A 23,592-nucleotide genomic window follows, 5' to 3' on the forward strand; every position below is an offset into this window, starting at 1 on the left:
AGGGTGTGATCCGCGCGGGTCCGTGGGGTGGAAACTTTCGGGGAGCGACCAAACGGCCGCTCCCCGAGGTCAAGCTATCGGCGCAGGCCGAGACGCTCGATGAGCGTCCGGTAGCGGGCGATGTCCTTCTTCTGAACGTAGTTCAACAGGCGGCGGCGCTGACCGACCAGCAGCAGCAGGCCACGACGGCTGTGGTGGTCGTGCTTGTGCACCTTGAGGTGCTCGGTCAGGTCGGCGATCCGCTTGGTCAGCATGGCGACCTGAACCTCGGGCGAACCGGTGTCGCCCTCCTTGGTCGCGTACTCACCCATGATCTTGTTCTTGGTCTCTTGATCGAGCGCCATGTTCTCCGGACTTCTGTGTTGCCGATTACACGGTTACCCCGCGACCCGCGGCGTCGGGCAGGCAGGCGGGACCGGCGTCGGATATTCCGACGGCGAACCAACCCTATCAGGGCGTTACTGAAGCAACACCCGGGTCTCTTCCACGTCCGCCCGGATCTGTGCGATCAGCGGCTCGATCTCGTCGTATCTGCGCTGCTCACGGAGGTGCGCGACGAAGTCGAGGCTGACCCGCTCACCGTACAGATCCCCGGAGAAATCAAGGACATAGGCCTCCACCCGGCGCTCGCGACCGGAGAAGGTGGGATTGGTGCCGATCGACACGCTGGCCGGCAGCCGGGCGGCGTTCTCACCACCACGGGTGAGCCACGCGGCATAGATGCCGTCGGCGGGCACCGCCGCGTAGCGGTGCACCATCAGGTTGGCGGTGGGGAACCCCAGCTCGCGCCCGCGCTGATCGCCGCGGACCACCACGCCGGCCAGGCGGTGCGGCCGGCCGAGCGCGGCCGCGGCGGCGCGCACGTCCCCGGCGTCGACACAACTGCGGATGTACGTCGAGGAGAACACCAGCCCGTCCTCGGAGACCAGCGGCGCGTCCTCGAGGGTGAAGCCGAACTTGCGACCGAGAGTGTCGAGCAGCTGCACGTCGCCGGCTGCCTTGTGCCCGAAGCGGAAGTTGTCCCCCACCACGACGACCGCGGTGTGCAGCGCCTCGACCAGCACGTCGTGGACGAACTCGTTGGGACTGAGCTGGGAGAACGCCGGCGTGAACGGCACCACGCAGAGCGCGTCGACGCCGAGCTCCTCGATCAGCTCGGCCTTGCGCACCGACTCGGTGAGCACCGCCGGGTGCGACCCGGGCCGGACCACCTCGGCCGGATGCGGGTCGAAGGTCACCACCACCGACTGCAGGCCCAGGTCACGGGCGCGCTTCACCGCGTGCCCGATGATCGCCTGGTGCCCCCGGTGGACACCGTCGAACACACCGATCGTCACCACCGACCGGCCCCACCCGCCGGGGACCGACTCGAACCCCCGCCACCGCTGCATCGAACGCCCCTCCGCCGAACTTCCCGGCCCTAGCGTATCGAGCGCGGGGAGCGGCGGTCTGCCCCCTGCGACTCGTCCGGCTCGCTACGATTGATGCCGATATGAGCGTCGAGTGGACCCGTCTCGTCCTGCTCGCTGCGGAGATCGCCTTCGCGGTGCTCTTCCTGCGCGCGCTGCTCGGTCACCTGCGCCGGCACGATCCGCTGCAACGCGACGTCGCCCTGGTCTTCGCCCCGCTGATGCTCGCGTTCTGCGTCGACGGGCTGCGAGCCGCCCTGGGTCCGATGCCCGGCTGGGTCAATCTGCTGACCGCCGCAGCGCTGCTGGCCCAGCCCTATCTGACGCTGCGGCTGGCCGGCCGCCTGCGATCGGTACCGCGGGCACTGCACGTCGCTGCCCTGACCGGGTACGCGGCGGTGCTCGCTCCGTTCGCTGTGCTGCCCCGCCCGCTGGCGGTCGAGGCACGTGTCGCCGCGGTGGTCTACTTCCTGGCCGTCGAGGTGATCGCGGCCGGCCTGCTCTACGGCGAAGCCCGCTGCCGTACCGGTGCGAACCGGGCCCGGCTGATGACCGCGGCCGGCGCGACCCTGACCTTCGGTCTCATGATGATGCTGCGCGGGGGTGGCGATGCCGACTCCCCGTTACGGGCGGTCAGCGTGATCCTCGCTCTGGGCAGCGGACTCGGCTACCTGATCGCCTTCATGCCGCCCCGCTGGCTGCGCCGGCTCTTCTCGGCGGCGGCCGCCCAGTCGGTGACCGAGCGCCTGCTGGCCACCTCGGACCAGGTCTGGCAGACGTACGCGGAGATCATGCGCGAACAGACCGGCGCCGACGCGGTCGCCGTCCTGTTGCACGACGGCGACCGGACGCTGGCCCGCATCGCGTACGCCGGCCCGCCGCTCGCCTCCACCGACGAGCCGATCGACGCCGACCTGACCCGGCTCGTCGAACGGAACGTGCCGCTACGCCTCCAGGAGGCGGTTCCGGAGCTGGCCCGGCACTTCGCCGGCCTGGACAACGACTACGTCCGCGCGCTGTGCATGCGCGTCCCGCCGGACGTCGACGGCGCGGTGCTGTTCTTCAACCGGCACCGGAACCTGTTCAGCGAGGACGACCTGCGCCTGCTCACCGACCTGGGCGGGCAGGCCGGCCTGCTGGCCGAGCGGCAGGCGATCACCGACCGGCTGAGCGCGTCGGTCGCCGAGCTGACCCGGGCCAACCAGGCGAAGAGCGACTTCCTGGCGAACATGAGCCATGAGTTGCGTACGCCGCTCAACGCGATCATCGGGTTCAGCGACCTGATGCGGATGGAGGAGCCGGAAGGCGACCGCCGCCGGGTCCCGGCCGACTGGGTGGACCACGTGCACGGCAGCGGCCGGCACCTGCTCGGCCTGATCAACGACATCCTCGACCTGAGCAAGGTGGAGGCCGGGCGGATGGAACTGCGCCTCGCCCCGGTCCGCGCCGACACCGCGATCGAGGAGCTGCTCACCGCTCTGGCGCCACTCTTCACCGAGAAGCAGCTGACGGTGCGGACCGATCTGGCGCCGGTCACCGTGCTCGCCGACCGGGTCCGGCTGCGGCAGATCGTGGAGAACCTGCTCTCGAACGCGGTGAAGTTCACCCCATCGGGTGGCACGGTCTCGATCACGGTGGCGGCGGGCGGTGATGAGGGACTGATCACTGTCACGGACACCGGGGTGGGCATCGCGGCCGAGGACATCGAGCGGATCTTCGAGGAGTTCCAGCAGGTCGGCGACCCGTCGCGGCGGCACGCCGGAACCGGGCTCGGGCTGGCGCTCACCCGGCGGCTGGCCGAGGCGCACCAGGGCGGCGTCACGTGCGAGTCCGAGTTGGGGAAGGGGAGCTCGTTCACCGTACGGCTGCCGGCTGCCCCGGTGACCCAGGCGTCCGCGACCGGCGCAGCCGGCGCCCCGGCAGTGCTCCTGATCGAGGACGACCCGCAGTCGGCCGAACTCATGCAGACGCACCTGGCCAACGCCGGATACCGCGTCGAGGTGGCCGGAACCGGTGAGAGCGGACTGGCCGTCGCCCGCGAGCACCACCCCGACGCGATCGTGCTCGACGTGGGCCTGCCCGGCATCGACGGCTTCGAGGTGCTGCGCCGTCTCAAGGCGGACGCGCGGCTGTCCGGCGTACCGGTCTTCTTCGCCAGCGTCGTCGACGAGATCCCGGCCGGCCTGGCCCTCGGCGCGCACGACTACTTCGTGAAACCGGTCGACCCGGCGGTGCTGCTCAGCGCCCTGGCCAACGCGATCGCCGCCCGCCCGCGCGTCCTGGTGGTCGACCACGACGACGCGGTCCGCCGGACCATCGAGGAAGGGCTGCGAGCCGGCGGCGCCGACGTGGTCGCCTGCGCCGACGGCCACGCCGGCCTGGCCCGCAGCCGCGCCGAGGAGTTCGACCTGATCGTCTGCGACACGCAGTCGCCGGCCGCCGACGGCTTCAGCCTGCTGGCCGCGCTCGAGCAGGACCCCGCCGGCAGGCACACGCCGGTGCTGACCCTCCCGCTTCCCGACTTCTGGGGTACGCGTGCACACCCCACCGGAATCAGAAGTGTGGGACCGGTGGCGGAGGTCGCCGGGCTCACCGGGCCGCCGGCCCCGGTCCCGCCGCGATTGCGCAGCGCAGTCCCACGCCGGAAGGACGACCTGTGAGCGAACCGCACCGCATCCTGCTGGTCGAGGACGAAGAACTGAACCGGATGCTGGTCAAGGCCGTCCTCTCCCGGGCCGACATCGCCACGGTCCGGGACGCCGAGGTGGTCGACGCCGTCACACTCGCCGCGGCCCGCCAGCGCCTGGCCGAGACCGATGTCGACCTGATCCTGCTCGACCTCAACCTCCCGGACGGCGACGGACTCACCCTGGCCCGGGAGCTCGCCGCCGGCCCGCCGCCGGACGGCCGCCCGAAACCGCACGTGGTCGCGGTGACCGCCAGCGTCCTGCCGCAGGATCAGAAGGCCGCCCTGGACGCCGGCTGCGACGACTTCCTGGACAAGCCCTACGCGGCCGCCGACCTGGTGGCCACGGTCGCCCGCCACCTGCCGGCCTGAGCGGGAGCCGGTCAGGCCGGGGCGAGGACGATCTCGGCGCGGGCCTTGCCACCCCGCTCGCTGACGATCGCGAGGACCTCGCCGGACTGGTCGAACACCGCGTACGGACCCTCGATGCCGACCGGCTCCAGCGGACCGCCGTGGCGGAGCACCCGGGTCTCCTCGTCCGTGGCCGTACGCTGCGGGAACGACCGCCGGGCCGCCTCGGCGAGGGAGAGGCCGACCACGTCGGGGGCGCGCTCCTCCAACTCGGGCAGGGTGGCCGCGGCGTCGAGGGCCATGTCCCCGACGGCGGTCCGGCGCAACGCCGTCAGGTGACCGCCGACGCCCAGGGCGGCGCCCAGGTCGCGGGCGATCGCCCGGATGTACGTGCCGGACGAGCAGGTCACGTCGATGTCGACGTCGATCACGTCGGCGCCTTCGGGTCTCCGGATGTCCAGCACGTCGAGCCGGTACACCGTGATCCGCCGGGCCGGGATCTCGACCGTCTCGCCCTCGCGTACCCGTTTGTAGGCCCGTTCGCCGTTGATCTTGATGGCACTCACCGCGCTGGGCACCTGGTCGATCTCACCGACCTGCGCCGCCAGCCCGGCCCGGATCGCCTCGTCGCTCACCGCGCCGGCCGGGACGCTCGCGGTGACATCGCCCTCGGCATCGTCCGTGACGGTCGTCTGCCCGAGCCGGATCGTCCCCGCATAGCTCTTCCGCGAACCGATCACATAGGTCAACAGCCGGGTGGCCCGGTTCACCCCGATGATCAGGACACCGGTGGCCATCGGATCCAGCGTGCCACCGTGCCCCACCCGGCGGGTCTTCGCCAGCCGCCGGATCCGGGCCACGACATCGTGCGACGTCATCCCGGCCGGCTTGTCCACCACGATCAGTCCATCCGTGTTCACCCGCCCACCCTATTTCCGCCGTCCCACTCACCCTTCCGCGGCTGGCCCTCACGGCTGTTTGCGGGGCCGGGAAGCAGCCCTCAGCGCCAGCCGCAGAGTGGGTCAGCGGGTGGCGCCCGTTATCGCCCAGCGCGGGGACCGCCACCGCCAGACCAGGGTGGCGAAGCGGATCAACGTGAACAGCCCCAGCCCGGCCCAGACCCCGCCGAGGCCGAGGTCGAGGGCGTAGGCCAGCCAGATGGCCGGAAGGAAGCCGACCAGTGCCGAGATCAGCGTGATGGTCCGCAGGAACGCCACGTCCCCAGCGCCGATCAGCACGCCGTCGAGCGCATAGACGACCCCGGCGAACGGCAGCAGCGCCACGAACCAGGGCCAGACCACCGCGGCCTGGGCGTGCACCGCCGGGTCGGAGGTGAACCAGGTGGGGACCGCCGAGGCGCCGGCCAGGGCGAGCGCCGCGAAGAGGGTGGCGGCCACCCCACCGGCCAGGGTGACCCGGCGAGCCACGTCGCGGGCTTCGTCAGCATCGCCCGCACCCAGAGCAGCGCCGACCAGCGATTGGGCCGCGATCGCCACCGCGTCGAGGGCCAGAGCGGCGAAGAACCACAGCTGCAGCGCGATCTGGTGCGCACCCACCTCAGCGACGCCGAAGCGGGACGCCACCGCGGTCGCGGAGAGGAAGCAGGCCTGGAAGGCAGCGCCGCGGATCAGCAGGTCGCGACCGAGGACCACCTGGCGGACGATGATCGACGGGACCGGGCGCAGGGCTCGGGCCTCGCGGATCAGGGCCAGGAGGAACAGGCCGCCGCCGACGGTCTGCGCGACGACGTTGGCGATGGCGGAGCCGGTCAGGCCGAGCCCGAGCGGGTAGACCAGGATCGGGCAGAGGATCGCGGAGAGCACGTTCGCCCCGAGGACGATGTAGAGCGGGCGCCGGGTGTCCTGGACACCCCGCATCCAGCCGTTGCCGGCGGCGGCGAGCAGCAGCCCGGGCGCACCGAGGGCGGCGATCCGCAGCCATCCCGCGGCGGCCTCGGCGGTCTCCGGGTTGCCGGCCAGCAGACGGGCGAGCGGCTCGGCGCCGAACAGGCCGAGGAAGGCGAGGAGCACACCGACTCCGAGCGCCAGCCAGGAGGCCTGGACGCCTTCGGCGACGGCGGCCGGGCGGTCACCGGCGCCGAAGCGGCGGGCGGCGCGGCCGGTCGTTCCGTACGCCATGAGCGTGCCGAACCACACCGCGACCGACATGACGGTGCCACCGATGGCGATCGCCGCGAGCTCGACCCGGCCGAGGTGGCCGACGACTGCGGTGTCCACCAGGACGTAGAGCGGCTCAGCGGCCAGGACCACGAGCGCGGGCAGGGCCAGGCCGGCGATCCGGCGGGCCGTGGCGGTGCGCTGCGGTACGGCGTACGCGTCGGCAGGCGGGCTCATGGTGTCCCATGATGCCCGCCCAGCCGTAAGGGCCGCAAACGCGACCCGTCACTTACATCTACTGACGCGTGTCCAGCGAGGTCTGCAGGGCGCGGCGCGCCTGCTCGCGGGCCTCGTCGGTGGGCTGGGGCTTCGGCTTGGCAGCCATGAGAGGTATTCCTTCCACGGTGGGATGGGCGCAGGGCGCCCTGGAGTGGTCGAGCGGGGCGTCACCAGCCGATCCGGGATCGCCGGATCTCGGGCTGCGGTGACGCGGCCCGGGTCGGTGGACCCGGGTGGCTCGAGGTTTCGCGGAAGGCGGTGGTGGCGGCCGCGCAAAACCAAATCACCGTTCAGGACCCAAACTAACGTTCACTCATGGCTTCGGAACGCGGATCCCGGTATCCGGGACAACGAAAATGGGAGCCACCCGTTCGGGTGACCCCCATTTTCCTGCGTAAACGCGGTTCAGTTCAGGTATTCGTCAAGTAGGCGACGAACGGTGTCAACCACCTCGTGGGCCTCCCCGTGGCCGGTGAAGCCGGCCGCCAGCCGATGCCCGCCGCCGCCCTGCGCCACCGCCACGCCACTCACGTCCACGGCGCCCTTGCTGCGCAGCGACACCGACCACTCGCCGGCGGCGACCTGTTTCACCACCACCGACACGTCCGCCTCGGCGACCGAGCGGACCGGGTCGATCAGGCTGTCCAACACGTACGGCGGCTGCTCGTGCCGATCCAGATCGGCCAGCGTGGCATAGGTCCAGACCATGCCCCGCCCGCCGGCCGCGCCGGGTTCCAGCACCGCCCGGCCGAGCACCTCGCCGGTCAGCTTCATCGCCCCGAACGGACGGCTGTCGAAGATGCGCCGGGAGATCTCCCCGGGCCGGATGCCGGTGGCGATCAGGCGGGCCGCCAGCTCGTGCACCGCAACCGTCGTCATGTCGAACTTGAACGAGCCGGTGTCGGTCGCGAGTGCCACGTACAGACATTCGGCGATCTCCCGGTCCAGCGGGACGCCGAGCCGGGCAAGCAGCTGCTCGGCCACCACCGAGGTGGCGGCCGCCCGCGGATCGACCAGCCGGACGTCGCCGAAGCCGGTGTTCGAGGCGTGGTGGTCCAGCACGATGCTGCAGGGCGCGGCCTCGAGCCGGCCGGCGAGCGCGCCGAGGCGCGACTCGCTCGCCACGTCGAAGACCAGGACCAGGCGAGGGTCACCGAAGGCGTCCGGCTCCGGCACCAACAGATCAGAACCGGGCAATGCGGCGTACGGGTCCGGCACGCTGAAATCGCCGGGAAAGGTGGCCCGCAGCCGGGTGAAGCCGAGGCGCCGCAGACCGAGACCGAAGCCCAGCATGCTGCCGAGGGCGTCCCCGTCCGGGTTGACGTGGCAGATCAGCTGCACCTCGTCGTCCACGCCGACCGAACGGACCGCCGCGACGGCGGCGGCCCACTGTTCGGCCGAGGGTTCGGAGGGCAGACTCACCCCTGATCCTCGCCGGCACCGACCCGTTCGGAATCGTCCTCGTCGTCCTCGATCTTGTACGGGTCCGGATCGCCGGCGTACTTCTTGCCGGCGGCCAGCCGCTGCACCTCCTGGTCCTTCAGCCGTGCCTGGGTCAGCAGATCGTCGATCTCCTTGACGTTCTCCAGCACGTTGTCCAGCACGAACGTCAGACTCGGCGAGTGCCGCAGGCCGAGCGCGTGCCCGACCCGGCTGCGCAGCATCCCCTTCGCACTCTCCAGGGCCGCCGCCGTCGAGGACTGCTCGGTCACGTCGCCGAGAACCGTGTAGAAGACGGTCGCCTCACGCAGATCGCCGGTGATCCGGGCATCCGTGATCGTCACCATGCCGAGGCGCGGGTCCTTGATCTCCCGCACCAGCGAAGCCACCAGTTCACGGATGCGCTCCGCGTGCCGCCGTGTCTTGGCCGGATCCGACATCTAGCCCACCTCCGACTGTCGTTCCCGCGGGTCAGCACCGCCCCCGCCTCTAACTGCTGAAGCGTACCCATCTCAGTCTTCGTCGCCGTACAGCCGTCGCTTGACCGAGAGCAACTCGATCTCGGGGCGGCCGGCCACCTGGTTCTCGCAGGTGTCGACGACGGCCCGGGCCTGGGCCGGGTCGCCCGCCACGACGGCTACCCCGATCTGGGCCCGTCCATGCAGGTCGTGAAAGCCCACCTCGGCGGCGCTGACCTCGTACTTCTTCAGCATCGCGAGGATCGGGCGGACATAGGAACGCTTCTGCTTCAGCGAGCGGGAGTCACCGGGCAGGAGCAGGTCGAAGACTGCGGTCTCGGTATACATCAGCGAGCAGGGTACGCCCGACGGGCACCGGGATCAGCCCGATTTCCGGGCCACCACGACGTCGCGCTCGATGCCCTGGTCCACCCGGTGCTCCAGCGGCAGGTGCTCGACCAGGGTCAGCCCGCCGGCCAGCAGGATGTCCTCGGCCAGCTCCCGCTTGGCGACCTTGGTGTTCCAGGAGAGGCCGATCGCGCCGCCGGGGCGCAGCAGCGGCAGCCACTGCGGCACCGCACGCTCCAGCAGGTCGAGCGGGCGCCGGGAGATGTTCCCACCGTCGTCGTAGCTGCCGTGCGCCACGCCGTACGGCAGGTCGGCGACCAGCACGTCGGCGCACCCGCCGCGGATCAGGCCGTCGAGCTGGGTGGTGTCGGCGTGCAGCACGGTGATCTTCTGCACCGCCCCGGCCTTGTGGTCGTCCTTGCTGGGCGCGAGCGTCACCTCCATGCGCCGGGCTGCCCGGCGTCCCTGCCGGCGCATCGGGACCAGCTCGGCGGTGTGCTTGAGCCGCTTGCGCTTCAGCCAGGTCTGCAGGAACAGCTTGTACGCCTCGACGTCCTTGCCGTCGATCTCCACGCCGATGCCGTCGTAGCCGTACATCAGGGCCTGGTTGAGCGTGGTCCCGCGGCCGCACAGCGGGTCGAGGACGGTGAGGTGGCCGTCCAGCATCCGTTCGGCCGACGCGGAGGCGAGCAGCGTGAGGTTGAGCACCAGCTTGGTGAACTGCTCGTTGGTCTTGCCGGCGTACTTCGGGATGGTGATCAAGTCGCTGTCGTACCGGGCCAGCGGGGTGAGCGTGAGCGGCCGCAGCAGGTCGGCGTCGAGGAGCTCGAAGAGGGCGTAGGCGGACGACAGGTTCGACAGGTAGGCGATGTCGCGTGGGTTCAGGTCGGCGCTGAACGTGAGGTACTCCACGCCGCCGATCGCGGTCACCTCGATCTCGGTGGGCTCCGCGGAGAGCACCGGACCGAAGGCAGCGAGCTCCGCCTGGGACATCCGGGACGCCTGGTCGGCGTAGACACGGTTGGCGGACGGAGCGAGCAGCATGGCGTACCTGGACATCCCGCCATTCTGCCGAAACGGCCCCCGGCGCTTCCGCACCGGGGGCCGTCGGTCGAACCGGGGGCTTACGCCCGCGGCTTCTCGCGCATCTCGAAGGTCTCGATCACGTCGCCGATCTGCGGCGTGCCGAAGCCCTGGAGCGTCAGACCACACTCGAAGCCCTCGCGGACCTCGGTGGCGTCGTCCTTGAACCGCTTGAGCGAGCTGATCGTGACGTTGTCCGCCACCACGGTGCCCTCCCGAAGGATGCGCGCCTTGGCGTTGCGGCGGATGAGACCCGACCGGACGATACAACCGGCGATGAGACCGATCTTGGACGAGCGGAAGACCTCGCGGATCTCCGCGGTGCCCAGCTCGACCTCTTCGTACTCCGGCTTGAGCAGGCCCTTCAGAGCCGCCTCGATCTCCTCGATGGCCTGGTAGATCACGCTGTAGTAGCGGATCTCCACGCCGGCGCGGTCGGCCATCTCCTTGACCTTGTTCGAGGCCCGGACATTGAAGCCGATGATCGTCGCGGTCTGCTCCGACGAGGCCGACGCCAGGTTGACGTCGCTCTCGGTGATCGCACCGACGCCGCGGTGGATGACCTTGAGCTGGATCTCGTCCGGAATCTCGATCTTGAACAGCGCGTCCTCGAGCGCCTCGACCGAACCCGAGCTGTCACCCTTGATGACCAGCGTGAGGGAGGTCTTCTCGCCCTCCTTGAGCTGGGCCATGAGCGTCTCGAGCGTGGCCTTGGTCCCCGAGTTGGCGAAGGCGGCCGCACGACGGCGGGCCTGCCGCTGCTCAGCGATCTGCCGGACCGTGCGGTCGTCCTCAGCAGCGAGGAACGTGTCGCCGGCGCTCGGCACCGAGGTCAGACCCAGGACCAGGACCGGACGTGCCGGACCGGCCTCGGCGACCTGCTTGCCGTTCTCGTCGAGCATGGCGCGGACGCGGCCGTGCGCGCCGCCCGCCACGATCGAGTCGCCGGCCCGCAGCGTGCCCTTCTGCACCAGGACGGTGGCCACGGCGCCGCGACCCTTGTCCAGGTGCGCCTCGACCGCGACACCCTGAGCGGGGCCGTCGATCGGAGCGGTCAGCTCCAGAGCCGCGTCGGCGGTCAGCAGGACGGCCTCGAGCAGGTTGTCGATGCCGATACCCGGCTTGGCGGCCACGTCGACGAACATCGTGTCGCCCTGGTAGTCCTCGGCGAGCAGGCCGTAGTCGGCGAGCTGCTGACGGACCTTCTCCGGGTTGGCGTCCGGCTTGTCCACCTTGTTGACCGCCACGACGATCGGCACCTCAGCGGCCTTGGCGTGGTTCAACGCCTCGACCGTCTGCGGCATCACGCCGTCGTCCGCCGCCACCACGAGGATGACGATGTCGGTCACCTGGGCACCACGGGCACGCATGGCGGTGAACGCCTCGTGACCCGGGGTGTCGATGAAGGTGATCGCGCGGTCCTCGCCCTGGTGCGGCACGACGACCTGGTAGGCGCCGATGTGCTGGGTGATGCCACCCGCCTCGCCGGCGACCACGTTGGTCTTGCGGATCGCGTCGAGCAGCTTCGTCTTACCGTGGTCGACGTGACCCATGACGGTCACCACCGGCGGCCGGGTGACCAGCCGGTCCTCCGCCACCTCGGCGTCGAGGTCGATGTTGAACTGCGCGAGCAGCTCACGGTCCTCGTCCTCGGGGCTGACGATCTTCACGTCGAAGCCGAGGTGCTCACCGAGCAGCAGCAGCGTGTCGTCGGAGACGGACTGCGTCGCCGTGACCATCTCACCCAGGTTGAACATCTCCTGGACGAGCGAGCCCGGGTTGGCGTTGATCTTGTCGGCGAAGTCGGAGAGCGACGCGCCGCGGGAGAGCCGGATCTCCTGGCCGTTACCGCGGGGAGCGCCAGAGCTCATCTGCGGAGCGGACAGGTTGTCGAACTCTTGACGCCGCTGCTTCTTCGACTTGCGGCCACGCGTCGGCCGGCCGCCGGGACGCCCGAAGGCACCCGCCGCACCGCCGCCGCGACCGCGGCCACCGGCACCACCCGGACGACCCGGGGCGCCGGCACCGACCGGACCGCCACCGCCGCCACCGGGACGGAAGCCACCGCCGCCGCCACCGCCGCCACCGGGACGGAAGCCACCGCCGCCGCCACCGCCGCCACCGGGACGGAAGCCGCCACCGCCACCGCCGCCGCCACCGGGGCCGCCGCGGTAACCGCCGCCGCCACCACCGGGACCGCCACGACCGCCGCCGGGACCGCCGGGACGACCGGTGCCGGCACCGGGACCGCCGGGACGACCCGGACGCTGCGCCGGCATCGACGCGGGACTGGGCCGCGGCGGCATCGAGGCAGGGCTGGGCCGCGGCGGCATGCCGGGCTGGTTCGGACGCGGCATCGAGGACGGCGAGGGCCGCGCAGCGGCACCGCCGGAGACACCGAACGGGTTGTTACCCGGACCACGGGCGGGCGGGCGCGGAGCACCGCCGGCCGGGCCGGGACGCGGGCCACCGGGAGCACCCGGGCCGGCACCGCGACCCGCAGCCGGGGAACCCGGGCGGGGCGGGACACTGCCGGGGCCGGGACGCGGGCCACGCGGGGCGCCGCCGTCCGCCGGGCCCTGCTGCCGGCGCTGCTCGGCATCGCGGGTCCGGGCGGCCTGTGCGGCCTGCGCCGCCTTGACGGCGGCCTCCTGCTCGGCCTTCAGCGCCGAGGCGCGCGCCTCGGCGGCCGCCACCTCGATGTCGTGGGCGCTGGCCGGCTTGGCGACCGGACCTGGCGTCGGACCCGGGCGACCGGGCGTCGACGGCTTCGGCCGGGCGAACTGGCCGGGCGAGGGAGCAGGGGAAGTAGGAGCGTTACTGGACACGCCCTGCGGCGGTCCGGGACGACGCGGCGGCTGCGGCCGCCCCATCGGGGGTCCCGGGCGCGGGGGCGTAGCGGTGCTCGAGCCGACGGGGCCGGCGGGAGCACTCGATGCCGGAGCGCTGGGGGCCGACGAAACGGCTCCACCCTGCTCCAGGGCACCACGAAGCCGCCGGGCCACCGGGGCCTCGACGGTGCTCGATGCGGACTTGACGAACTCGCCCATTTCTTTCAACTTGGCGAGCACGGTCTTGCTGTCGACCCCGAGCTCTTTGGCGAGCTCGTGAACGCGGGCCTTGCCTGGCACTGCACTCCTCACTTCGAGGTCGTGCGAGCGCACCCGCACAGACCTCACTCGTGCACTAGAAGCCTGGTCATTTCAGGGACTTCATCGTGTGCTCATCTGGGTCGTCCTACCTTGCTGGGTCGTGACGGAACGAGGACGCTCCGTCATCGGTGGATTCGGACGGCACGGAGACCGTACGAATGTGCTCGGCTAGCAGGCCAGTGTCAGCAACACCAGTGAGACGCAACGCACGCCCGAAGGCGCGACGTCTCTCTGCCTGCGCTAAGCAAGCCGGATCGGGATGCAAATGTGCTCCCCGGCCCGGCAGTCGGCGGCGCGGATCGGGCAGAAGCCGGAGGTCTCCCCCGGATCCGGCCGCGACGAACCGCAGCAATGAAGCGGCCGGCGCGCGGTTGCGGCAGCCGACGCAGGTTCGCGTCGGGCCGGCCGATGGCAAGTCTACCCCTCGATCGTGCCGGACGCGTATCCGGTCAGTTCCCCGCCTCGGCCGCATCACGGTCCGAGACGCCGGCCGGTTCGTTGTCCGGACGGATGTCGATGCGCCAGCCGGTCAGCCGGGCCGCCAACCGGGCGTTCTGTCCCTCCCGGCCGATCGCCAGCGACAGCTGGAAGTCCGGGACGGTGACCCGGGCCGTACGGCTGGCCGCGTCCACCACCTCGACCCGCAGGGCCTTGGCCGGAGAGAGCGCGTTGCCGACGAACTGGGCCGGGTCGTCCGACCAGTCGATGATGTCGATCTTCTCGCCGTGCAGCTCGCTCATCACGGCACGGACCCGCTGACCCATCGGACCGATGCACGCACCCTTGGCGTTCACGCCCGGAACGGTCGATCGCACCGCGATCTTGGTCCGGTGACCTGCCTCACGTGCGATCGCGGCGATCTCCACGGTCCCGTCCGCGATCTCCGGCACCTCGAGGGCGAAGAGTTTCTTCACCAGGGCGGGGTGCGAGCGGGACAGGGTGATCTGCGGGCCGCGGAAGCCCTTGGCCACGTGCACCACGATGCAGCGGATCCGGGAGCCGTGGTCGTACGCCTCCCCGGGCACCTGCTCGGACTGCGGCAGGACCGCCTCCAGCTTGCCCAGGTCGACGGTGACGATGCCCTTCTCGGCCCGGGCCGCGTCCGCCTGCACCACACCGGTGACCAGGTCGCCGTCGCGCCCCGCGTACTCACCGAAGTGCTGCTCGTCGGTGGCCTCCCGCAGCCGCTGCAGGATCACCTGCTTGGCGGTCATCGCCGCGATCCGGCCGAAGTCGTGCGGGGTGTCGTCCCACTCCCGCACCACGGTGCCGTCCGCGTCCAGCTCCTGGGCCAGCACCGAGGCCACCCCGGTCTTGCGGTCGATCTCCACCCGGGCGTGGCTCTCCGCGCCCTCGGTGTGCCGGTACGCCGTGAGCAGCGCGGTCTCGATGGCCGCCAGAATGGTCTCGAACGGGATCTCCCGCTCGCGCTCCAGGGCGCGCAGCGCCGCGAGGTCGATGTTCATTCCTCGCCCTCCCCTTCGTTGTCGTCTTCATCTTCGTCGTCGCCGAAATCGGCCTCGTCCATGCGCTTGAACTCGATCTGGACCTTGCCCGGTCCGAGCTCCGCAAATCCGATCGCCCGGGTCGCGCCGTCCACGTCGAGCACCACGCCGGTGTCGTCGGTGGAGACCACCCGGCCGGTCACGCCGTTCACCGCGACCAGGCGGCCGGTGTTGCGCCGCCAGTGCCGTGGCTCGGTCAGCGGCCGGTCGATGCCGGGCGAGCCGACCTCCAGCTGATACTCCCCGTTCAGCAGATCGCCGCCGCTCTCCTCGGCGGCGTCGAGCGCTGCGGAGATCTCGCGGGAGACGATCGCCACGTCGTCCAGGCTGATCCCGCCGTCGGTGTCGACCAGGACCCGCACCACGTGCCGGCGCCCGGCCCGGGAGAGGGTCAGATCCTCCAGGTCGTAACCGGCTCCGGCGACCACCGGCTCGACCACGGCACGGACCCGCGCCTTGGCGGCGGTCAGGTCGATCCGCGGGGCGGCGGGAGTGCGGGGCTCCGGCTCCGGCCGGGAACGGCGGCCACCGGGACGGCCGCCGGGCCGGGCCCCGGCGCGACCACGCTGCGTCATCGGGCTCGACCTCTCGCTAGCTTGTGCTGGCAACGACTATATGCCGCCGGGCAGTTCGCGGCCCCGCGGCTGACGCTGAGCGTAACGCGCCGACCGGCCGGCCGGAGAGCCGCCGCACCGATTCCACCCTCACCCGCAGGTCAAGGGCCCGGACCGGTGGAAACCGAACGGATGGTGTTGACTGGCGCGGTGGTGATGCGAGCGGGAGGACACACACGCCGCCGGGTGCTGGCCGGGACGGGCACGGTCCTGGGCGCCGGGGTGCTGGCCAGCTGTGGGCTCTTCGACGACGAGCCGGAGCCCGCGCCGGCGCCGGATCCCCTGCAACCGCTGCTGGACGAGGCTCTGGCGCTGGCCGCGGCGTACGACCGGGCGATCGCCGCGCAGCCGGCCCTGAGCGCCCGGCTGGCCCCGCTGGCCGAGGACCACCGGGCGCACGCCGCCGAGCTGGCCGAGCTGATCGGCGCGATGCTGCCCTCCGCCGCGGCGGGACCGTCCTCGTCGGCCTCGGCGACCGACGGCGACAGCACCGCTGACCTGCGTGCGGCCGAGCAGGCGGCACAGAAGACGGCGGTGGCGGCGTGCCAGACGGCGCCGAGGGAACGGGCCGCGCTGGTCGGGTCGATCGCCGCCTGCCGGGCCACCCACGCCGAGTCGCTGAGAGGATCGTGATGGAGGAGTTGGCCGGCGCGCTCGCTGCCGAGGAGGCGGCGATCTACGCGTACGGGTTGGTCGGTGTGCACCTGGCCGAGGCCGAGCAGGACCGGGCCCGGACCGCCGAGCAGCAGCACCGGGTGCGCCGCGACGAGCTGGTCGACCGCCTCGACGAGTTGCAGGCGAGCACCGCGCCGGCGCCGGCCGGTTATCAGCTGCCGTTCGAGGTGACCGACCGCGAGTCCGCGCTGAAGCTGGCTGTGCACGTCGAGGACGGGGTCGCGCAGGCCTGGCGGGTGGTGCTGCCGGTTACCGAGGGTACGGAGCGTATCGACGCATTGTCGGCTTTGACCGAGTCGGCAGTTCGCGCAACCCGCTGGCGGCGAATCGCCGGGATGACCCCGCTGACCATGGCGTTTCCCGGTCGTCCCAGCTGAAAGACAGACTTATCGCTGCCGATCGACGCTTCCTCGGATACCGGTTTGGCAGAGAATGAACGGGTGATCGACGAGCCCGACGCCACCACACCACGCGGGTCGCTCGCGATCCGGCTCCGCGACGTCATCCAGACCCGATGGGCGGCCGACGTCCAGGCCATCGGGGTCCGTGGATCGGTCGCCCACGGCGACGACACCGACAGCAGCGACGTCAACCTGGTGGTGGTGACGTACCGGCCGAAGACCGGTCCGAAGCCGACGCTGCGCAAGGTCGACGGCACCCCGGTCGAGCTGCAGGTGGTGACCGGCGAGGACGGCCTCGGGCAGGCCCGGGTGATGACGCCCCGCTGGCCGCTGCAGGCCGACGGGTTCATCACGACGTACCCGTTGTACGACCCGAAGGACTGGTTCACCGACCAGCGGGAGGCGCACCTCACGCTGCTCGCCGAGGCCCGGCCGGTCGAGTTCAGCCAGCTGGCCCGGCACAACTGGGCGATCGCCAACGGCGCGCACGCCCGGGCCGTCCGGCTCGCGCAGTGGTACGACACCGACGCCGCCCTGATCCTGATGGCCGAGGCCCGGCTGCACGCCGCCCTGGTCGCCGGCCTGCTGACCCGCACCTACTTCCGCAACGCGGCCGACGCGGTGAAACGGACCGGAGTGGCCGCGGCCGACATGCAGGAGATCGGCGCGATCCTGAAATACCAGGCCGAGGAGCTGACCGCCCGGGGCCGCCCGGTGGACGGCACCCTGGGCGCGCTGTTCGACTGAGCCCTACGGCAGGGTCAGGATCTCGTAGCCGTCGTCGGTCACCACGAGGGTGTGCTCGAACTGGGCGGTCCACTTACGGTCCTTCGTGACGACCGTCCAGCCGTCCTTCCAGATCTCGTACTCGTGGGTGCCGAGAGTGATCATCGGCTCGATGGTGAACGTCATGCCCGGCTCCATGACGGTGTCCAGCCGCGGGTTGTCGTAATGCGGCACGTACAGACCGGAGTGGAAGGTCTCGCCGATGCCGTGGCCGGTGAAGTCGCGGACCACGCCGTAGCCGAAGCGCCGTGCGTACGCCTCGATGACCCGGCCGATCGCGTTGAGCGGCCGGCCCGGGGCGACCGCGCGGATGCCCCGCATCATCGCCTCGTGGGTCCGCTCGACCAGCAGGCGGGCCTCCTCGCTCACCTCGCCCACGCAGAAGGTGGCGTCGGTGTCGCCGTGCACGCCGTTCAGGTACGCCGTCACGTCGACGTTGATGATGTCGCCGTCCTCCAGCACCGTGGAGTCCGGGATGCCGTGACAGATCACCTCGTTGAGCGACGTACAGCAGGATTTCGGGAAGCCCTTGTAGCCGAGCGTCGACGGGTACGCCCCGTGGTCGAGCAGGAACTCGTGCACCACCCGGTCGATCTCGTCGGTCGTCACGCCCGGCTTGCAGTGCTCACCGGCCAGCTGGGTGGCCTGCGCCGCGAGCCGCCCGGCGATCCGCATCTTCTCGATCGTCTCGGGTGTCTGCACGTGCGATCCGCGCCACTCGCGTGGGCGTTTCTTGCCCACGTACTCAGGGCGGACGATCTTCGCCGGGACCGATCGCCAGGGCGACTGCTTTCCCGGCACCAGTGGTGCACGTACGGTCATGAACACAGCCTATCCGCCTGCCGACGCCATCCTTGCCGCCCTGTGGGCGCTGTGGAATCGTGAGTCCGTGGATCAAGAGGACCCGAACTTCTCGGCGACCGGGGATCTCGCCGACGGGCGTGTCACCGTGACGGTGAGCGGTGAGGTCGACATGGCGTCGGCCGAGGCGCTGTACCGGGCTGCCACTCCCGACCGGGCCGAGGCGGCCACGCTCGACCTGCGCGCCGTGACGTTCTTCGACTCGGCCGCGATCCACACGCTGATCCGGCTGGCCGAGCGCTACCCGGGAGCTCTCGAGGTCGTCCCGTCCGACCGGGTCCGCCGGATCCTGGAGATCTCCGGGCTGGGCCAGCAGGCCTGGCTCAGGCCGGCCTGACCGCCGCGCCCAGGGGCCGGCGCAGAGTCACCGCGGTGCCCTCCGGGGAGCGGTGCACGGACAGCTCGGTGAGCGCCCCGATCAGCGCCAGCCCGCGGCCGCGGAAGCCGGCCTCGGTGGCCGGGCGCCAGTGGCCGGTGTCGCGGACCGTGACCAGCACCGCCTCGTCGGAGATCGACGCCTCGACGGTGATCACCGGCTGGGCCGGGTCGACCGGATGCTCGATGGCGTTCGCCGCCGCCTCGGAGACCGCCACCACCAGGTCGAAAGCGTCCTCCTCGGCGACGCCGTAGGCGGCCAGGAAGTCCTCGAGCCGGCGGCGCAGCACGGTCAGCCGGCCGGGCTCGGCGGGCAGCCGCAACAGGAACTCGCGCGGCTCGGTCACCTCGAGCGCGATCAGCGCGATGTCGTCGCGCCGGGTGGCCCGGGTCGCCTTCGCCAGCAGCGAGTCCAGCAGGTCCTCGACGTGCTCGGTGGGCTTGGCGGCGTCCAGGGTCAGCTCGGCGAGCCCGTTGTCGATGCCCTGCCGCCGGTCCTCGATCAGGCCGTCGGTGTAGAGCAGCAGCCGGCTGTCGGCGGACAGGAACGTCTCGCGGGTCGGGTACTCCACGTCGCCGAGCGCCCCGATCGGCGGGCCCAGCGCCGGGCCGTACAGGAAGGTGCCCTGCCGGCCGCGGTCGATCAGGATCGGTGAGGGGTGGCCGGCCGACGAATACCGCAGCCGTCTGGTGCGCGGGTCGAAGGCGACACAGAGGACGGTCGCGAACTGCCGCCGGCCGAGCGTGTCCACCAGCCGGTTCAGCCGGGACAGCGCGACGCCGCAGTCGAAGCCCTCCAGCACGTACGCCCGCAGCGCGTTGCGCAACTGGCCCATGCCGGCGGCCGCCTGCACGCCCTTGCCGACCACATCGCCGATCACCAGGAACAACTCGTCGTCGGGACCGGCGATCGCGTCGTACCAGTCGCCGCCGACCCGGGCCTCGTTGCTGCCCGGCACGTACCGGCTGGCCACGGTGGCGCCGGGCACTCGCGGCAGCGAGTGCGGCAGCAGGCTGTGCTGCAGCGTGGTGGCGATCCGGTGCTCGGTCTCGTAGAGGCGGGCGTTGGCCAGCCGCAGACCGACGAGCCGGGCCAGCTGGGTGAGCACCGCCGGGTCGGCCGGCGCGCCGCGGCCGTGCCAGACCCGCAGCTCGCCGAGAGGCGGTCCGGCGGTGTCCGGGAGCGGGAGCACCATGTCCGGCTCGGCGGAGGCGGGAGCGCCGCCGTCCCGCTCGGCCCGGGCCTCCGGCACGGTCAGCACCACCCGCCCGGCCGAGGTCATGGCGAGCACGTGCCGGGCCGCGACGTCGAGCACCTCGGCGGTGGTCGGCACGGTGTTCACGGCCACCGCCGCGTCGACCACGCCGCGGAGCCGGCTGACGATGTCCCGGCGCAGTTTGCCCAGCTCCAGGTTGGCCCGGACCCGGGCCACCAACTCCCGGGTGGAGAACGGTTTGACCAGGTAGTCGTCGGCGCCGGCGGCAAGTCCGGCGACCGCCGACTCCTCGCCGGCCCGGGCGGAGAGCACCACGATCGGAACATCCCGGGTACGCCCGTCCGCCCGCAACGCCGTGATCAGCCCGAACCCGTCCAGCCGCGGCATCATCACATCGGTCAGCACCAGGTCGAACGCGTGCTCACGGGCCTGCTCCAGAGCGGCCGCGCCGTCCACCGCGGTGACCACCTCCCAATGCGGGCTGAGCAGCCGGGAGACGTGTTCGCGCAGGTCGGCGTTGTCGTCGGCGAGCAGGATCCGGCCGCCGGCCCGGTCCCCGACCGGCTCCGGCAGGACCGGCCCGTCACCCGCCCACCAGGTGGCCTCGTCGACCCAGAGGCGGGGCTCGGCCGACTCGGCGGCCACCGGGTCGTCGGTGATCCGATCGGCCGGCAGGTGGGCCGTGCCGAACGGGATCCGGACGGTGAACTCGCTGCCCCGGCCCGCCTCGCTGTGCACCCCGACCGAGCCGCCGTGCAGTTCGGCGAGCTCGCGGACCAGCGCCAAGCCGATGCCGGTGCCCTCGTGACTGCGCGACCAGGTCCCGGTGACCCGGTGGAAGCGGTCGAAGAGCAGCGCCTGCTCGCGTTCCGGGATGCCGACGCCGGTGTCGCGTACCGAGAGGACGGCGTGCCCGTTCGCGGACCGGACCCGGACCTCGACGACGCCGTCGCGGGTGAACTTGACGGCGTTGGAGAGCAGGTTGAAGACGATCTTCTCCCAGAGCTCGTGGTCCACGTAGACCGGCTCGCTCAGCGATGGCGCGTCGACGGTGAGCTCCAGGCCGGCCCGCTCGGCGGCGGGCCGGAACGTGCCGGCCAGCCGTGCGGTGTGGCCGGCCAGATCGGTCGGCCGGTACACGGCCCGCATCCGGCCGGACTCCATCCGCGAGAAGTCCAGCACCGTGTTGACGAGTTTGAGCAGGCGCAGGGCGTTGCGGTGGACCGGGCGCAGGCGGTCGCGGACCGGGTCGGCGGACGCCGGGTCCTCGATCAGGTCCTCCAGCGGGCCGAGGATCAGGGTCAGCGGGGTACGGAACTCGTGGCTGACGTTCGAGAAGAAGTTGGTCTTCGCCTGGTCCAGGGCGGCCAAGTCCGCAGCCCGTTTGCGCTCCTGCTCGTACGCCCGCGCGTTCGCCACCGCCCGGGAGATCTGCGCCGCGGCCAGCTCGAGGAAGTCGCGGTAGTCGCCCTCCAGCGCGAGGAACCGGCTCACCCCGAGAACCAGCGCGCCGGCCGTGTCGATCGGCAGCACCAGGGCCTCGTCGGCGGCGGGCTCGGCCGGCTCGGCCACCAGCTCGCGCAGGGCCACCCGGCCGGGCTTGCCACTGTCGATCACGGCGCGGATCACCGGGTGCGGCGCGGGCTCGTCCATCAGAAGGGCGGCATACGGTACGTCCTTCGCGTTCTCCGCCAGCACCGCCGCCACCTCGGCGACCAGTGCGACCGGATCCGGCGAGTCGGCCAGCCGGCGGCCGAGGGCGCTGAGCGTACGCACCCGGCGCTCGCTGAGCACCCGGCCGGTGGTGTCGGTGACGATGCAGAAAACCCCGGCTGCCCGGCCGGTCCCGTCCCGGATCGGGTCGTACGAGATGTCGAAGTACGCCTCCTCCAGGAACCCGTGCCGTTCCAGCAGGAACGGGTGATCGGGCGCGTAGTACGACCGGTCGGTGGTGAGCACCCCGTCGAACAGCTCACGCAGCAGATCCCAGGTCTCCGCCCACAGCTCACGGCCCGGCCGGCCGAGATGGGCGGGATGCTTGCCACCGAGCGCCGCGATGTAGGCGTCGTTGTAGAGCGCCGTGTACTCCGGACCCCAGAAGATGATGATCTGCGCGCGGGACGCCAGCATCGTGACGACCGCCTCGACCAGCTCGGCCGGCCACGTCGAGGGATCACCCAGCGGTGAGGTGGACCAGTCCAGGGCGGACATCCGCCCACCCATCTCGCCGCCACGCTCGAAGGCGATGCGCAGCCGGCTCGGCAGGGCACCCATCACGGTGGCACGTTAGCACCGCGAAACGGACCACAGCGGAAATGAATCGGCGCGGATCTTGGTCAGGCGGCCATCGTCCTGGCACGGCTGGCCGCCTCGGCCAGTGCGGCGAAGCACCGCAGATCCGCGGTCCGCTCCGGATGCCACTGCACGCCGAGCGCGAAGGTCCGCCCGGGATGCTCGATGATCTCGATGACCTGGTCGTCCGGGCACCATCCGACCGGTACGAACTCACCCGGGTCGGCGACCGCCTGGTGGTGGAACGAATTGACCGTGAGGCTGCGGCCGAAGTACCCGTGCGCCCGGCTCCGCTCCTCGACCACCACGTCGTGCCGGCCGTAGTCGGAGGCGTCGGCGGCGAGCGGGTCGGTGCCGGTGGCGGCCCGGTGCCGCTCGTGACCGACCAGGTCGGGCAGGTGCTGGTGCAGGGAGCCGCCGGTCGCCACGGCCATCACCTGCATGCCCCGGCAGACGCCCAGGGTCGGCAGATCGGCGTCGAGCGCGGCACGCATCAGCATCAGCTCGGCGGTGTCCCGCTCCTTGTCCGGCTCGGTCGCCGGATGCCGCGCCGCACCGTAGTTGGCCGGGTCGACGTCGCCGCCACCGGTGAAGAGCACCCCGTCCAGCGACTCCAGGACGTCGACGCCGGGCTCGTCCGGCGTGATCAGCACAGCCCGCCCGCCGGTGGCGTGTACCGCCTTCACGTAGGTCATCGGCAGCACGCCGGCCATCAGATCGTGGTGGCCGTACTTCACGTGTTCGGCATAGGCGGTGAGGCCGATCAGCGGTCTGCGCATTGCGGTGGAACTCTCCTCAAACTCCGGCTGCCGCCTCGACCAGGGCACCGAAGAGCCGATGGTCCCGGCCCACCTCGGGATGCCACTGGACGCCGAGCACGAACCGGCGGTCCGGATGCTCGACCGCTTCCGGGAGGCCGTCCACGGCCCGCCCGGTGACGGTCAGCGAGCCGGGGTCGGCAACGCCCTGGTGGTGGAAGCAGTTGATGGTGGCGTCCGGGCCCAGCAGACCGGCGATCCGGCTGCCCGGCTCGAACGTCGCGAACAGTTCGCTGTACACGCCCGGGGCGATGCGGTGCTTCTCGTGGCCGAGCACGTCCGGCAGGTGCTGGTGCAGCGTTCCGCCGGCGGCCACCGCCAGCAGTTGCATGCCCCGGCACACGCCCAGGACCGGCAGGTCGCGGTCCAGCGCCGCGCGGAGCAGCACCAGCTCGGCCGCGTCCCGCTCGGGCTGAGCCACGGTGAGCGGCTCGGCCGCGGCGCCGTACAGCGCCGGGTCGAGGTCGGGGCCGCCGGCCAGGAGCAGGCCGTCCAGCCGCTCCAGCACGTCGGCGTCCCGCTCGTCCGGGGGCAGCAGAACGGCGCGGCCACCGGCCAGCCGGACCGCCTCGACGTAGTCGTGCGGCACCAGCGCGGTCGGCAGGTCGCGCCAGACCCCCCAGGTCGCGGGCAAGACGTATGTCGTTATGCCGATGATCGGACGCATCGCACCACCGTAGTCACAGGCGCGCGGCGCCGGAGAACCGGCGCCGCGTGACGGGCCC

22 protein-coding genes are annotated in these 23,592 nt (G+C 71.7%); 6 read left to right on the plus strand and 16 right to left on the minus strand.

What is annotated here, in order from left to right; translation table 11 throughout:
- Window positions 1-74: 74 nt before the first annotated feature.
- Together rpsO and OHA21_RS32420 are read right to left on the minus strand one after the other, a co-directional pair.
- Window positions 75-344 carry a 30S ribosomal protein S15 gene (gene rpsO / locus OHA21_RS32415; RefSeq protein WP_111651421.1) on the minus strand — a complete coding sequence of 90 codons (270 nt, stop codon included), beginning with the start codon at window positions 342-344 and terminating at the stop codon, window positions 75-77.
- Between the two features lie 114 nt (window positions 345-458).
- Entirely contained in the window at window positions 459-1,391 is a 933-nt protein-coding gene (locus OHA21_RS32420) for a bifunctional riboflavin kinase/FAD synthetase (RefSeq protein ID WP_328461404.1), read from the minus strand.
- 101 nt (window positions 1,392-1,492) lie between these two features.
- On the opposite strand from OHA21_RS32420, the gene OHA21_RS32425 reads away from it, so the two are divergent.
- Complete coding sequence (locus OHA21_RS32425; RefSeq protein WP_328461406.1) at window positions 1,493-4,069, plus strand: response regulator; 2,577 nt, start codon at window positions 1,493-1,495, stop codon at window positions 4,067-4,069.
- Window positions 4,066-4,467 carry a response regulator gene (locus OHA21_RS32430; RefSeq protein ID WP_328461408.1) on the plus strand — a complete coding sequence of 134 codons (402 nt, stop codon included), beginning with the start codon at window positions 4,066-4,068 and terminating at the stop codon, window positions 4,465-4,467. Before OHA21_RS32425 ends, OHA21_RS32430 begins: the two co-directional genes overlap by 4 nt.
- A gap of 11 nt (window positions 4,468-4,478) precedes the next feature.
- On the opposite strand, the gene truB is transcribed toward OHA21_RS32430, so the two are convergent.
- From truB to rimP, 10 genes are all read right to left on the minus strand, one after another.
- Entirely contained in the window at window positions 4,479-5,366 is an 888-nt protein-coding gene (gene truB, locus OHA21_RS32435; protein ID WP_328461410.1) for a tRNA pseudouridine(55) synthase TruB, read from the minus strand.
- Window positions 5,367-5,468: 102 nt separating this feature from the next.
- Window positions 5,469-6,800 carry an MATE family efflux transporter gene (locus tag OHA21_RS32440; protein WP_328461412.1) on the minus strand — a complete coding sequence of 444 codons (1,332 nt, stop codon included), beginning with the start codon at window positions 6,798-6,800 and terminating at the stop codon, window positions 5,469-5,471.
- 447 nt (window positions 6,801-7,247) lie between these two features.
- The gene (locus tag OHA21_RS32445) at window positions 7,248-8,264 is read right to left on the minus strand and encodes a DHH family phosphoesterase (RefSeq protein ID WP_328461414.1); all 1,017 of its coding nucleotides are present in this window, start codon (window positions 8,262-8,264) and stop codon (window positions 7,248-7,250) included.
- Window positions 8,261-8,722 carry a 30S ribosome-binding factor RbfA gene (rbfA, locus tag OHA21_RS32450; protein ID WP_328461415.1) on the minus strand — a complete coding sequence of 154 codons (462 nt, stop codon included), beginning with the start codon at window positions 8,720-8,722 and terminating at the stop codon, window positions 8,261-8,263. Before rbfA ends, OHA21_RS32445 begins: the two co-directional genes overlap by 4 nt.
- Before the next feature lie 72 nt (window positions 8,723-8,794).
- Window positions 8,795-9,088, minus strand: a complete 294-nt coding sequence (locus tag OHA21_RS32455; RefSeq protein WP_328461417.1) for a DUF503 domain-containing protein — start codon at window positions 9,086-9,088, stop codon at window positions 8,795-8,797.
- Window positions 9,089-9,121: 33 nt separating this feature from the next.
- Complete coding sequence (locus OHA21_RS32460) at window positions 9,122-10,147, minus strand: TRM11 family SAM-dependent methyltransferase (RefSeq protein WP_328461419.1); 1,026 nt, start codon at window positions 10,145-10,147, stop codon at window positions 9,122-9,124.
- A gap of 65 nt (window positions 10,148-10,212) precedes the next feature.
- Window positions 10,213-13,302, minus strand: coding sequence for a translation initiation factor IF-2 (infB, locus tag OHA21_RS32465; protein ID WP_328461420.1), 3,090 nt, complete (start codon window positions 13,300-13,302; stop codon window positions 10,213-10,215).
- A 106-nt stretch (window positions 13,303-13,408) separates the two neighbouring features.
- Window positions 13,409-13,795 carry a YlxR family protein gene (locus OHA21_RS32470; RefSeq protein WP_442875187.1) on the minus strand — a complete coding sequence of 129 codons (387 nt, stop codon included), beginning with the start codon at window positions 13,793-13,795 and terminating at the stop codon, window positions 13,409-13,411.
- The gene (gene nusA, locus OHA21_RS32475; RefSeq protein WP_328461424.1) at window positions 13,773-14,789 is read right to left on the minus strand and encodes a transcription termination factor NusA; all 1,017 of its coding nucleotides are present in this window, start codon (window positions 14,787-14,789) and stop codon (window positions 13,773-13,775) included. Before nusA ends, OHA21_RS32470 begins: the two co-directional genes overlap by 23 nt.
- The gene (gene rimP / locus OHA21_RS32480) at window positions 14,786-15,403 is read right to left on the minus strand and encodes a ribosome maturation factor RimP (protein ID WP_328461426.1); all 618 of its coding nucleotides are present in this window, start codon (window positions 15,401-15,403) and stop codon (window positions 14,786-14,788) included. The genes nusA and rimP overlap by 4 nt, the downstream gene beginning before the upstream one ends.
- Before the next feature lie 171 nt (window positions 15,404-15,574).
- On the opposite strand from rimP, the gene OHA21_RS32485 reads away from it, so the two are divergent.
- From OHA21_RS32485 to OHA21_RS32495, 3 genes are all read left to right on the plus strand, one after another.
- Window positions 15,575-16,075 carry a hypothetical protein gene (locus tag OHA21_RS32485; RefSeq protein WP_328478657.1) on the plus strand — a complete coding sequence of 167 codons (501 nt, stop codon included), beginning with the start codon at window positions 15,575-15,577 and terminating at the stop codon, window positions 16,073-16,075.
- Window positions 16,075-16,494, plus strand: a complete 420-nt coding sequence (locus OHA21_RS32490; RefSeq protein WP_442874926.1) for a ferritin-like domain-containing protein — start codon at window positions 16,075-16,077, stop codon at window positions 16,492-16,494. The genes OHA21_RS32485 and OHA21_RS32490 overlap by 1 nt, the downstream gene beginning before the upstream one ends.
- 63 nt (window positions 16,495-16,557) lie before the next feature.
- A complete protein-coding gene (locus OHA21_RS32495; RefSeq protein WP_328461430.1) occupies window positions 16,558-17,265 on the plus strand; it encodes a nucleotidyltransferase domain-containing protein in 708 nt (235 codons plus the stop codon).
- Window positions 17,266-17,268: 3 nt separating this feature from the next.
- Here the strand turns inward: OHA21_RS32495 and map are convergent, their stop codons facing one another.
- Window positions 17,269-18,126 (minus strand): type I methionyl aminopeptidase, encoded by an 858-nt coding sequence (gene map, locus OHA21_RS32500; RefSeq protein ID WP_328461432.1) that lies wholly within the window; start codon window positions 18,124-18,126, stop codon window positions 17,269-17,271.
- Between map and OHA21_RS32505 the strand changes: the two genes are divergently transcribed.
- Window positions 18,125-18,502, plus strand: coding sequence for an STAS domain-containing protein (locus OHA21_RS32505; protein WP_328461434.1), 378 nt, complete (start codon window positions 18,125-18,127; stop codon window positions 18,500-18,502). The two genes, map and OHA21_RS32505, sit on opposite strands and share 2 nt — an antisense overlap.
- Here the strand turns inward: OHA21_RS32505 and OHA21_RS32510 are convergent.
- The 3 genes from OHA21_RS32510 to OHA21_RS32520 all read right to left on the minus strand — a co-directional run bounded on the left by OHA21_RS32510 (window position 18,489) and on the right by OHA21_RS32520 (window position 23,534).
- Entirely contained in the window at window positions 18,489-22,031 is a 3,543-nt protein-coding gene (locus OHA21_RS32510) for a SpoIIE family protein phosphatase (RefSeq protein ID WP_328478659.1), read from the minus strand. The genes OHA21_RS32505 and OHA21_RS32510 overlap by 14 nt on opposite strands.
- A gap of 62 nt (window positions 22,032-22,093) precedes the next feature.
- Complete coding sequence (locus OHA21_RS32515) at window positions 22,094-22,828, minus strand: gamma-glutamyl-gamma-aminobutyrate hydrolase family protein (RefSeq protein ID WP_328461436.1); 735 nt, start codon at window positions 22,826-22,828, stop codon at window positions 22,094-22,096.
- Window positions 22,829-22,844: 16 nt separating this feature from the next.
- On the minus strand, window positions 22,845-23,534 hold the full coding sequence (locus OHA21_RS32520; RefSeq protein WP_328461438.1) for a gamma-glutamyl-gamma-aminobutyrate hydrolase family protein: 690 nt from the start codon (window positions 23,532-23,534) through the stop codon (window positions 22,845-22,847).
- Window positions 23,535-23,592: the final 58 nt, after the last annotated feature.

It is taken from the genome of Actinoplanes sp. NBC_00393 (assembly GCF_036053395.1).
Classification (GTDB): domain Bacteria; phylum Actinomycetota; class Actinomycetes; order Mycobacteriales; family Micromonosporaceae; genus Actinoplanes.

What these genes read in the sequence shown, in the direction of transcription:
- rpsO (WP_111651421.1), bottom strand. Translation starts at nt 344, where the DNA reads ATGGCGCTCGATCAAGAGACCAAGAACAAGATCATGGGTGAGTACGCG.
- OHA21_RS32420 (WP_328461404.1), bottom strand. Translation starts at nt 1,391, where the DNA reads ATGCAGCGGTGGCGGGGGTTCGAGTCGGTCCCCGGCGGGTGGGGCCGG.
- OHA21_RS32425 (WP_328461406.1), top strand. Translation starts at nt 1,493, where the DNA reads ATGAGCGTCGAGTGGACCCGTCTCGTCCTGCTCGCTGCGGAGATCGCC.
- OHA21_RS32440 (WP_328461412.1), bottom strand. Translation starts at nt 6,800, where the DNA reads ATGAGCCCGCCTGCCGACGCGTACGCCGTACCGCAGCGCACCGCCACG.
- rbfA (WP_328461415.1), bottom strand. Translation starts at nt 8,722, where the DNA reads ATGTCGGATCCGGCCAAGACACGGCGGCACGCGGAGCGCATCCGTGAA.
- OHA21_RS32455 (WP_328461417.1), bottom strand. Translation starts at nt 9,088, where the DNA reads ATGTATACCGAGACCGCAGTCTTCGACCTGCTCCTGCCCGGTGACTCC.
- OHA21_RS32460 (WP_328461419.1), bottom strand. Translation starts at nt 10,147, where the DNA reads ATGTCCAGGTACGCCATGCTGCTCGCTCCGTCCGCCAACCGTGTCTAC.
- OHA21_RS32470 (WP_442875187.1), bottom strand. Translation starts at nt 13,795, where the DNA reads ATGCGGCCGAGGCGGGGAACTGACCGGATACGCGTCCGGCACGATCGA.
- nusA (WP_328461424.1), bottom strand. Translation starts at nt 14,789, where the DNA reads ATGAACATCGACCTCGCGGCGCTGCGCGCCCTGGAGCGCGAGCGGGAG.
- rimP (WP_328461426.1), bottom strand. Translation starts at nt 15,403, where the DNA reads ATGACGCAGCGTGGTCGCGCCGGGGCCCGGCCCGGCGGCCGTCCCGGT.
- OHA21_RS32485 (WP_328478657.1), top strand. Translation starts at nt 15,575, where the DNA reads ATGGTGTTGACTGGCGCGGTGGTGATGCGAGCGGGAGGACACACACGC.
- OHA21_RS32490 (WP_442874926.1), top strand. Translation starts at nt 16,075, where the DNA reads ATGGAGGAGTTGGCCGGCGCGCTCGCTGCCGAGGAGGCGGCGATCTAC.
- OHA21_RS32505 (WP_328461434.1), top strand. Translation starts at nt 18,125, where the DNA reads ATGAACACAGCCTATCCGCCTGCCGACGCCATCCTTGCCGCCCTGTGG.
- map (WP_328461432.1), bottom strand. Translation starts at nt 18,126, where the DNA reads ATGACCGTACGTGCACCACTGGTGCCGGGAAAGCAGTCGCCCTGGCGA.
- OHA21_RS32510 (WP_328478659.1), bottom strand. Translation starts at nt 22,031, where the DNA reads ATGGGTGCCCTGCCGAGCCGGCTGCGCATCGCCTTCGAGCGTGGCGGC.
- OHA21_RS32515 (WP_328461436.1), bottom strand. Translation starts at nt 22,828, where the DNA reads ATGCGCAGACCGCTGATCGGCCTCACCGCCTATGCCGAACACGTGAAG.
- OHA21_RS32520 (WP_328461438.1), bottom strand. Translation starts at nt 23,534, where the DNA reads ATGCGTCCGATCATCGGCATAACGACATACGTCTTGCCCGCGACCTGG.